The organism is Microcystis sp. M179S2, assembly GCF_020245805.1.
Classification (GTDB): domain Bacteria; phylum Cyanobacteriota; class Cyanobacteriia; order Cyanobacteriales; family Microcystaceae; genus Microcystis; species Microcystis aeruginosa.
The window spans coordinates 1-8,762 of sequence record NZ_JADBUE010000299.1; the positions used below are offsets into that span (position 1 = coordinate 1).

Sequence of the window (8,762 nt, forward strand, 5' to 3'; positions counted from 1 at the left end):
GGGGGGAAGGTTCAACAAATCAAAGAAACAAGCGGGAAATCTTTGTAAGAGTTGATAGAAAATACTGTCAGTTTTCACACAATTAAACTCAAAAAGAGGCCTCTAGTTTAGCAGAAGTTTTTTATTGTGTTCTTCAGTAAGCTCCTGTTTTTGAGCAATTGGGATGACGACTGTTACCCAACACCATCGGAACCAAGATTAAATAGGGTATGATGGACATTGGATAGATTTTCTCCTATCGCCGTGAGCGAAACCGTCTATATTGAAACCAGTATCTTAGGCTACCTCAACGAAATTTCACCTGGTTTCGGGTTCCTCAATTATATCTAATACCTCCTGCTCAACCAATCTAGAACGGAGAAGTTCTAACGCGTCTTGGTCTGCTAATTCGATAATCTCGACAAGATAACGTCGCACCTGTTTAACAGTTGCCGGTTGCCATTGACGCAGTTTAATTTCCAGTTCTTGAATCAGGGCATCCATATTTCAGTTTTGAAAGCCAATATTATCAGGATAACATGGGTCTAAGTAAAAGGAAAATCGTCGAAGTAATGATCGATATCAATCGGGAACCAATCCCCATCTAATACCTGTTCGAGGGAGAAAGGAGGCTCGACAGGAATCGCGTCGCGAGTGACTGCTTTCGCTTGTATTAAAGTTTTCCGAGCGTTCGAGTAGGCTTTTTGAAAATAATCCCGCGCGTGGTTGGTGAGAGTAGTAGTTTCTAGCCACTCTCCTAGTTGAGTTCGGAAACCGGCGATTTCTCTTACCCAGTGACAGACGTTGCGTTCTCGCTCCCGTTCCGATTTGTGATAAGCTAACTTAAACAGGTGTTCGATAAGTCGGGTTAATAAACTTTCTACAGCCCGTCTGTCACTTTTCCCCAGGCACTCCACTTCCTCGATCAGATTTTCCCAGTCCACCTCATCAAACTTTTTTAGCTTTAAAAGTTCGGCGGTTTTTGAAGCCCAGAGAACAAAATCCTGATCGTATAAGGCTTTCATTGATAAAGCTGTTTCTACTGCCATAGTTTCGTTCCAACTGATCATAAAACTATGTCTTTAGCTTAACTTTACTAGCGCAAACCCTTTTAACTTTTTTGTCTTTTACTAAGCATTGTAACTCGATCTCATCAGACGTTATACAATGAATGTTGTCCCTCGATCGCATTGTCCCATGACTACCCCCTTCACTGCCGCAGAAATTGCCTCAGAAGGCATCAAACCCGAAGAATACGAAGAAATAGTCAAAAGACTGGGAAGACACCCCAACAAAGCCGAATTAGGGATGTTTGGCGTGATGTGGTCGGAACACTGCTGTTATAAAAACTCCCGGCCGCTGCTCAAACAATTCCCCACCACCGGCGAAAAAATTCTCGTCGGTCCGGGGGAAAATGCCGGAGTAGTGGATTTAGGCGATGGATTGCGATTAGCCTTTAAAATCGAGTCCCATAATCATCCTTCTGCGGTGGAACCGTTCCAAGGTGCCGCTACCGGAGTCGGAGGCATCCTGCGCGATATTTTTACCATGGGGGCCCGTCCCATTGCTATCCTCAACTCCCTCCGTTTTGGTAACTTGGAAGATGCCCGCAATCGTCGCATTTTTGCCGGAGTCGTGGAAGGAATAAGTCATTATGGCAATAGTGTGGGCGTTGCCACGGTGGGCGGTGAGATCTACTTTGATAATGCTTACAATGGCAATCCCCTCGTTAATGCCATGGCTTTAGGGCTAATGGAAACCGAGGAAATCGTCAAATCCGGGGCAAAAGGCCTGGGAAACCCGGTTTTATACGTTGGTTCTACCACCGGCCGCGACGGTATGGGAGGGGCAAGTTTTGCCAGTGCCGAATTAACCGATAAATCTATGGATGACCGGCCCGCGGTGCAAGTGGGCGACCCTTTTCTGGAAAAATCCCTGATAGAAGCTTGTTTAGAGGCATTTAAGACCGGCGCGGTGGTGGCGGCCCAGGATATGGGGGCCGCTGGGATCACCTGTTCTACCTCCGAGATGGCGGCCAAGGGAGGGGTGGGAATTGAATTAGACCTCGATAAAATACCCGTCCGGGAAACCGGGATGGTTCCCTACGAATATCTGCTGTCGGAATCCCAAGAAAGAATGTTATTTGTGGCAGCATCGGGACGAGAAGGCGAATTAATCGAGATTTTCCATCGTTGGGGACTTCAGGCTGTGGTCGCTGGCCAGGTAATTGCCGAACCGATCGTCCGTATATTATTTAAAGGGGAAATTGCCGCCGAAATTCCGGCCGCGGCCCTAGCGGATAATACTCCGATTTATCATCGGGAATTACTAACAGAACCGCCAGAATACGCCCAAAAAGCTCAATTATGGCAAGATAGCACGATTCCTATTCCCGAATCCTATAACGAGATTTTATTAAAACTGCTTGATAGTCCCTCGATTGCCTCAAAACGCTGGATTTATCGTCAATATGATCATCAAGTCCAGAATAACACCGTTATTCTCCCCGGGGGGGCCGATGCAGCCGTGATTCGCGTGCGTCCTCTGGGTGCTAATCCCGCCAATTCTCGGCGAGGTGTAGCGGCGACTACAGATTGTAATCCGCGATACGTTTATCTTGATCCCTATAACGGAGCTAAGTTGGCCGTGGCGGAAGCGGCCAGAAACCTTAGCTGTGTTGGGGCCGACCCCATTGCTGTCACGGATAATCTCAATTTCGGAAGTCCAGAGAATTCAATCGGTTATTGGCAATTAGCCACTGCTTGTCAGGGGATTGCCGAAGCTTGTCGGGAAATGAATACACCGGTGACTGGGGGTAATGTCTCTTTGTACAACGAAACCGTTGATGCAGCTGGCAGCCCCCAGTCTATTTATCCGACTCCCGTGATTGGGATGGTGGGATTGGTGCCGGATATCGGGCAAATTTGCGGCCAAGGTTGGCAAAAAGCGGGGGATTTAATCTATATTTTGGGTTTCTCCTTGCCAACTATCGGCGCTTCCGAATATTTAGCCGTTATTCACGGTTTGGTGACGGGAAAACCGCCGGTAATTGATTTTGAATTAGAAAGAAAGGTACAAGCGGCCTGTCGTCGGGGAATCCGCGCCGGTTGGGTGAAATCTGCCCACGATTGCGCGGAGGGAGGTTTAGCCATTGCTCTGGCAGAATGCTGTATTAGTGGCCAATTAGGGGCAGAAATTGACCTTTCTTGGCACAATCAGGGCCGTTTTGACGCGGTGTTATTCGGGGAATTAGCTAGTTGCATTATCGTCTCCGCTTCCCCCGAAAATCAGCAAGATTGGGAAGAATATCTAAAGACACAATTAGGAGACTATTGGCAAATAACCGGCAAAGTTAGCGAAAAAAGCGATAATCTTTTGATTCTTGACCGGAATAAACAACAGGCGATCAATGTTAGTCTAGAAACTATACAGCAAGTTTGGTCAAAAGCGATCGAAAGAAGACTGTAATCTTGAGGCCGTCAGCTAGATAAGATGGCTAATTATAGCGATAAATAAAGGCTGATAGCTGATCAATAAATCGTTAAAAGAAGATTAAGATCGGTTAAGATTTTGTTACCAAAGTATTCTGCAGCCCCAACCTTCCCATGTCTAGCCATCCCGACTCATATCTATCCTTGAACCGCGTCGATAAGCCTGAAGAAGCCTGTGGAGTTTTTGGACTCTATGCCCCCGAGGAAGAAGTAGCAAAACTGACCTATTTCGGACTCTATGCCCTGCAACACCGAGGACAGGAATCGGCAGGTATTGCCACCTACGACGGGGAAACGGTGCATTGTTACAAAGAAATGGGCTTAGTTTCCCAAGTTTTTAACGAAACTGTCCTTAAAACCTTGCCGGGTACTCACGCCGTCGGTCATACTCGTTACTCTACCACTGGTTCTAGCCGTCGCGCCAATGCCCAACCTGCTGTGATCGAAACCCGTTTAGGTAAACTTTCCCTAGCACATAACGGCAATTTAGTCAATACTTTTGAGTTAAGAAATGTATTAGAAAAGCGCGGTTGTGATTTCGGCAGCACCACCGACTCGGAAATGATCGCCGTCGCTATCGGCCAGGAAGTGGATAGTGGCAAGGATTGGATACAAGCGGCGATCGATGCCTTTAGCTATTGTAGCGGGGCTTACAGCCTTGTTATCGGCACACCGACGGGAATTATCGGGGCGCGGGATCCCAATGGTGTCAGACCCTTAGTAATTGGGGTTTTGCAAGAAGAAGGTCATCCCCCCCGTTATGTTTTAGCTTCGGAAACCTGCGGATTAGATATTATCGGGGCCGATTATCTGCGGGATGTGCAGCCGGGGGAATTAGTTTGGATTAGTGAAGATGGCTTATCTTCGGTGGATTGGGCCATGAAACCGGAGAAAAAATTATGCGTTTTCGAGATGATTTATTTTGCCCGTCCCGATAGCATTGTCCACGAGGAATCTTTATATACTTATCGGGTACGTTTGGGGGAACAATTAGCCAAAGAGTCGCCGGTAGAAGCAGATATGGTGATGGGAGTTCCCGATTCGGGTATTCCGGCTGCGATCGGATTTTCGCGCATTTCTGATATTCCCTACGCGGAAGGATTGATTAAAAATCGTTATGTGGGACGGACTTTTATTCAACCAACCCAACACATGAGAGAGTCGGGAATTAAGATGAAATTGAATCCTTTAAAGGATGTTTTACAGGGAAAAAGAGTTATTATTGTTGATGATTCGATCGTGCGGGGAACCACTAGCCAGAAATTAGTTAAAGCTTTACGGGATGCCGGAGCAAGAGAAGTTCACATGAGAATATCTTCTCCTCCGGTGACTCATCCTTGTTTTTATGGCATTGATACGGACAACCAAGAGCAATTAATTGCGGCAACTAAATCGGTGGCGGAAATTCAGGCACAAATCGGGGTGGATAGTTTAGCTTATCTCAGTCACGATGGGATGTTAACAGCAACGAAGGAAGAGCCGAAAACCTTCTGTACTGCTTGTTTTAATGGCGATTATCCGATTCCTGTACCCGATAATATTAAGCGATCGAAGTTGATTTTAGAAACAGTTAAATAGCCTCAAGGCTAAATCCTCTGAAAACAATCGGCAATTTCCTGGGGAGTTAGAAGAGAATTGGGATAACCGGAAAGTTGTCCTAATTTTTGTGCTAATAAAACTGCTTGGGGTGGAGTTAGATAGGTTTTGGCTAAGAGATCGGTTTGATGATAAGCTTGCCGGATTGGGGCATCTAAAAGGATAGTTCCTTGACCCATAATAATTACTCTTTCGGCGTATTCTGGCATTAAATAGAGGTGATGGGTGATCACAACCACCGTTTTGCCCATCTGGTGTAATTGACGACTCACCTCTAAAATTGCCTTAGCCCCTTGGTAATCTTGGCCGGTGGTGGGTTCATCGAAAACAACTAGACGCGGTTCCATGGCTAAAATTGCCGCAATCACTACCCGCGCTCGATCGCCTTTCGGTAAGGAGAGAGGATGATAGGAGCGATATTCTAGCAATCCCATGGCTTCTAGACTTGCTTCCGTGCGTTGGGTAACGATTTCTGGAGAATAACCGAGATTAGTCAGGGCAAATGATACTTCTTTCTCCACAGTGGTGTTAAAAATCTGATTATCGGGATTTTGGGCCACATAACCGATCGATCGGGCTAAATCACTGACAGAAAAGCTATTGGTCGAACGTCCATCAATCATAACTTGACCGGTGGTTGCCGAGAGAAGATTGAGAAAATGCTTGACTAAAGTGCTTTTTCCTGCGCCATTTTGACCGATAATCAGCAGATATTCCCCTTCGGCAATATCGAGGGAAACATCCCGCAAAGCGGTAGTACCATCGGGATAGGTATGGCAGAGATTTTTAACCCTCAGTAGGGGGTTTAAGGGGTCAGAAACCGACGATAATGGAGGGGTTGTGGTGCTATGATGGTAAAAGGATTTAAGCTCGTTTAAACCAGCAAAACCGCGGTCTAGGGTGACAGGAATGGACTCAATCGCCCCGATTTTTTGATCGATCAAAGCAAAAGTAGTGGCCACTTGCGGGGGACGCAGGGCATTTTCCTGTAAACGCTGTACTTGGGAGTAGATCTCTGCCGGGGTTCCCATGGCTTCGATCGCACCTTCCCTTAATAGTACCAGGCGATCGGCATATTCGGCCATTTCCTCGGCCGCGTGGGAGACCATCACAATAGTGACACCGAGATGGCGATTTAATTCCTTAATGGTGGCGAAAACTTCTTGGGCTCCCACCGGATCCAGTTGGGAGGTGGGTTCATCGAGAATTAACAAAGCGGGCTGAACTGCGAGAGCGGCGGCGATCGCTAATCGTTGTTTTTGTCCTCCCGATAGTTCCCCCGGGGATTTTTTTTCCATTCCCTCTAACCGGACTGCCGCTAAAACTTTGGGAATACGCGCTTTAATTTCCTCTCGCGGTAGCCGTAAATTTTCTAGGGTAAAAGCGATTTCATTTTCTATCGAAGTGGCTAAAAGTTGCGTTTCGGGATCTTCAAATACTGCCCCCACATAGCGGGCCAAGGTGCTAACGGGATGGGTTAAAGTGTCTAAACCGGCTACTGTTGCATAACCAAAAAAACGCCCTCCGTAGAATTGGGGGACAATACCGTTAAGAGTTAAACAGAGAGTAGTTTTTCCCGCACCTGTGGGCCCGATAATACCTAAAAATTCTCCTCGATGAATTGCCAAAGAGATATTTTTAAGCACTAGATTGGAGGATTCGGGATAAATATAGGAAACTTTCTCTAATTGGGCGATGATTTCCATTATCGGTGGGGAATAGAAGACGGGAGTGGGGTAGATAGGGAGATATTTTTCAGGGAAATGGGAGTTAGGGACGCTTCTATTTTTCGCTACCTCGATCGATGAACTTGATTATCACACAGGCGGCCTACTACTCTGTGATTTATCCCGCAATTGTACCAGTTACTCCTCGCCCACTCGCAGAAAAACTTAATATTTTCACTCTTGACAAATTTGCTTTAAGGTGCTGAAAAAATCGGGGTAAGAAATGCCGGCCGCTTCAGCGCGATGGATAGTGGTGGGTTGACGGGAATTGAGGGCAGCGATCGCTAGACTCATGGCAATGCGATGATCGGTAAAACTGTCCACTGCCGTGCCGAATAGGCCTGTACCGCCGGTAATCTCTAAACCATCGGGTAATTCTGTTACTTTTGCCCCTAGGCGATCGAGTTGGGTGGCCATCCCTGTCAGGCGATCGCTTTCCTTCACCCGTAATTCCTCGGCATCCTTGATAATTGTCGTTCCTTGGGCAAAAACCGCCGCAACTGCCAAAATCGGAATTTCATCGATCAGACGGGGTATAATCTCACCGGCGATCGTGGTTGCCTGTAGTTGACTGGATTTCACCCGCAGATCCGCCACTGGTTCCCCCGTCACCACCCGTTGATTTTCGAGGGTGATATCTGCCCCCATTGCCTGTAAAACCTGTAAAACTCCAGTTCTAGTCGGGTTTATTCCCACATTTTCGATTAATAACTCGGAATTAGGCACGATTGCCCCCGCTACCAACCAAAAGGCCGCCGAACTGATATCTCCCGGTACGATCACCGTTTGTCCAGTTAAAGTGGGATAACCCGTCACCGTGACGCTATTAGTCTCCCCATCCACCTCAATATTCGCCCCAAAAGCGCGCAGCATCCGTTCACTGTGATCGCGAGATAAAGCGGGTTCCGTGATCGTGGTTTTCCCCTCGGTTAACAGTCCAGCGAGGAGAAGACAGGATTTTACCTGTGCAGAAGCGACGGGAGAATAGTAGTGGATCGGTTGCAGAGATTCCCCAGAAACGGCTAAAGGAGCCAAAGAATGGGCTTTTCTGCCCCAAATTTGCGCCCCCATTTCCTTGAGGGGTTTCACCACCCTGGACATGGGACGCGATCGCAGGGAAGCATCGCCGGTAACGACAAAAAAACGGTCCCGATGACCGGCCAATAATCCTAACATTAAGCGGATCGTCGTGCCGGAATTGCCCGCGTCGAGGATTTCTAAGGGTTCCTCAAGATTGCCTAAACCCCTACCTTTGACGATTACTTTCTCGCTGTTGAGTTGGGAAATTTCCACACCCATGGCACGAAAACAACTAGCGGTACTGCGGGGATCTTCGCCCAATAATAACCCATGAATAACAGTTTCTCCTTCGGCGATCGCCCCTAACATCAGGGAGCGATGGGATATGGATTTATCGCCGGGGATGGTGATTTTTCCCCGTAATCCCGTGATTTTACCCGGATCGATGACTAAATCTTGATGGGATTGGAAGGGGTTAAGGGTGACAATAGACATGATCGTTAGGCAGATGAAGACAAGCTCGATCTATTTTCCCCCTTTACCTCGCCCTTTCCTTGTCAAGTTATGTAAAGAATATTAAGCTAGAAGCATTCAGTCATCAGTTTTTTATCATGCCCACTACTGCCCAAGAAGTTTATAATCAAGTGGTTTGTCACTTATCATCTGGGGAACGTTTACGATTGGCCACAATCATGGGTAGATTGGCGATTTAGCGCAAAGGAGGCTCGAATCAAGCTCAAGCAACTTTATCCATCAATCCAGGATTGAATAAGTAGTAGGGCCTGTTCAGTAATTTGTTGAGCTACTTTTGACATCTCCCCGCTTTAAAAAGACGGGGATTCTAATCGGTGAATAGAAGCGGGTTGAAACCGCGCTTCTATTCGATTACGATATATTTTAGAAAGGCTATCCAATTTATATCGTTGTGGCACTGTCAAAGATGCCCTAC

At 47.1% G+C, this 8,762-nt stretch carries 7 protein-coding genes; 2 read left to right on the forward strand and 5 right to left on the reverse strand.

All coding sequences use genetic code 11. The features are described from left to right. From IM500_RS18075 to IM500_RS18085, 3 genes are all read right to left on the reverse strand, one after another. A partial coding sequence (locus IM500_RS18075) for a DUF2887 domain-containing protein (RefSeq protein ID WP_287739244.1) occupies nucleotides 1–78 on the reverse strand: 78 nt, incomplete at its 3' end. A gap of 219 nt (nucleotides 79–297) precedes the next feature. Next, entirely contained in the window at nucleotides 298–483 is a 186-nt protein-coding gene (locus IM500_RS18080; protein ID WP_147071752.1) for a hypothetical protein, read from the reverse strand. A 41-nt stretch (nucleotides 484–524) separates the two neighbouring features. Next, on the reverse strand, nucleotides 525–1,028 hold the full coding sequence (locus IM500_RS18085) for a DUF29 domain-containing protein (RefSeq protein WP_190720084.1): 504 nt from the start codon (nucleotides 1,026–1,028) through the stop codon (nucleotides 525–527). A gap of 148 nt (nucleotides 1,029–1,176) precedes the next feature. Here IM500_RS18085 and purL point away from each other — a divergent pair, with 148 nt between their 5' ends. Beyond that, entirely contained in the window at nucleotides 1,177–3,447 is a 2,271-nt protein-coding gene (gene purL / locus IM500_RS18090) for a phosphoribosylformylglycinamidine synthase subunit PurL (protein WP_190720087.1), read from the forward strand. A 137-nt stretch (nucleotides 3,448–3,584) separates the two neighbouring features. After that, nucleotides 3,585–5,048 (forward strand): amidophosphoribosyltransferase, encoded by a 1,464-nt coding sequence (purF, locus tag IM500_RS18095; RefSeq protein ID WP_190720081.1) that lies wholly within the window; start codon nucleotides 3,585–3,587, stop codon nucleotides 5,046–5,048. Nucleotides 5,049–5,056: 8 nt separating this feature from the next. Here purF and IM500_RS18100 read toward each other — a convergent pair whose 3' ends face one another. Both IM500_RS18100 and aroA read right to left on the reverse strand, forming a co-directional pair. Further along, on the reverse strand, nucleotides 5,057–6,772 hold the full coding sequence (locus tag IM500_RS18100; RefSeq protein ID WP_190720077.1) for an ABC transporter ATP-binding protein: 1,716 nt from the start codon (nucleotides 6,770–6,772) through the stop codon (nucleotides 5,057–5,059). Nucleotides 6,773–6,967: 195 nt separating this feature from the next. Continuing rightward, nucleotides 6,968–8,308, reverse strand: a complete 1,341-nt coding sequence (aroA, locus tag IM500_RS18105; protein WP_190720075.1) for a 3-phosphoshikimate 1-carboxyvinyltransferase — start codon at nucleotides 8,306–8,308, stop codon at nucleotides 6,968–6,970. Nucleotides 8,309–8,762 lie beyond the last annotated feature (454 nt).

Coding starts and splice junctions, on each gene's coding strand:
- IM500_RS18080 (WP_147071752.1), bottom strand. CDS start 483: ATGGATGCCCTGATTCAAGAACTGGAAATTAAACTGCGTCAATGGCAA.
- IM500_RS18085 (WP_190720084.1), bottom strand. CDS start 1,028: ATGGCAGTAGAAACAGCTTTATCAATGAAAGCCTTATACGATCAGGAT.
- IM500_RS18100 (WP_190720077.1), bottom strand. CDS start 6,772: ATGGAAATCATCGCCCAATTAGAGAAAGTTTCCTATATTTATCCCGAA.
- purL (WP_190720087.1), top strand. CDS start 1,177: ATGACTACCCCCTTCACTGCCGCAGAAATTGCCTCAGAAGGCATCAAA.
- aroA (WP_190720075.1), bottom strand. CDS start 8,308: ATGTCTATTGTCACCCTTAACCCCTTCCAATCCCATCAAGATTTAGTC.
- purF (WP_190720081.1), top strand. CDS start 3,585: ATGTCTAGCCATCCCGACTCATATCTATCCTTGAACCGCGTCGATAAG.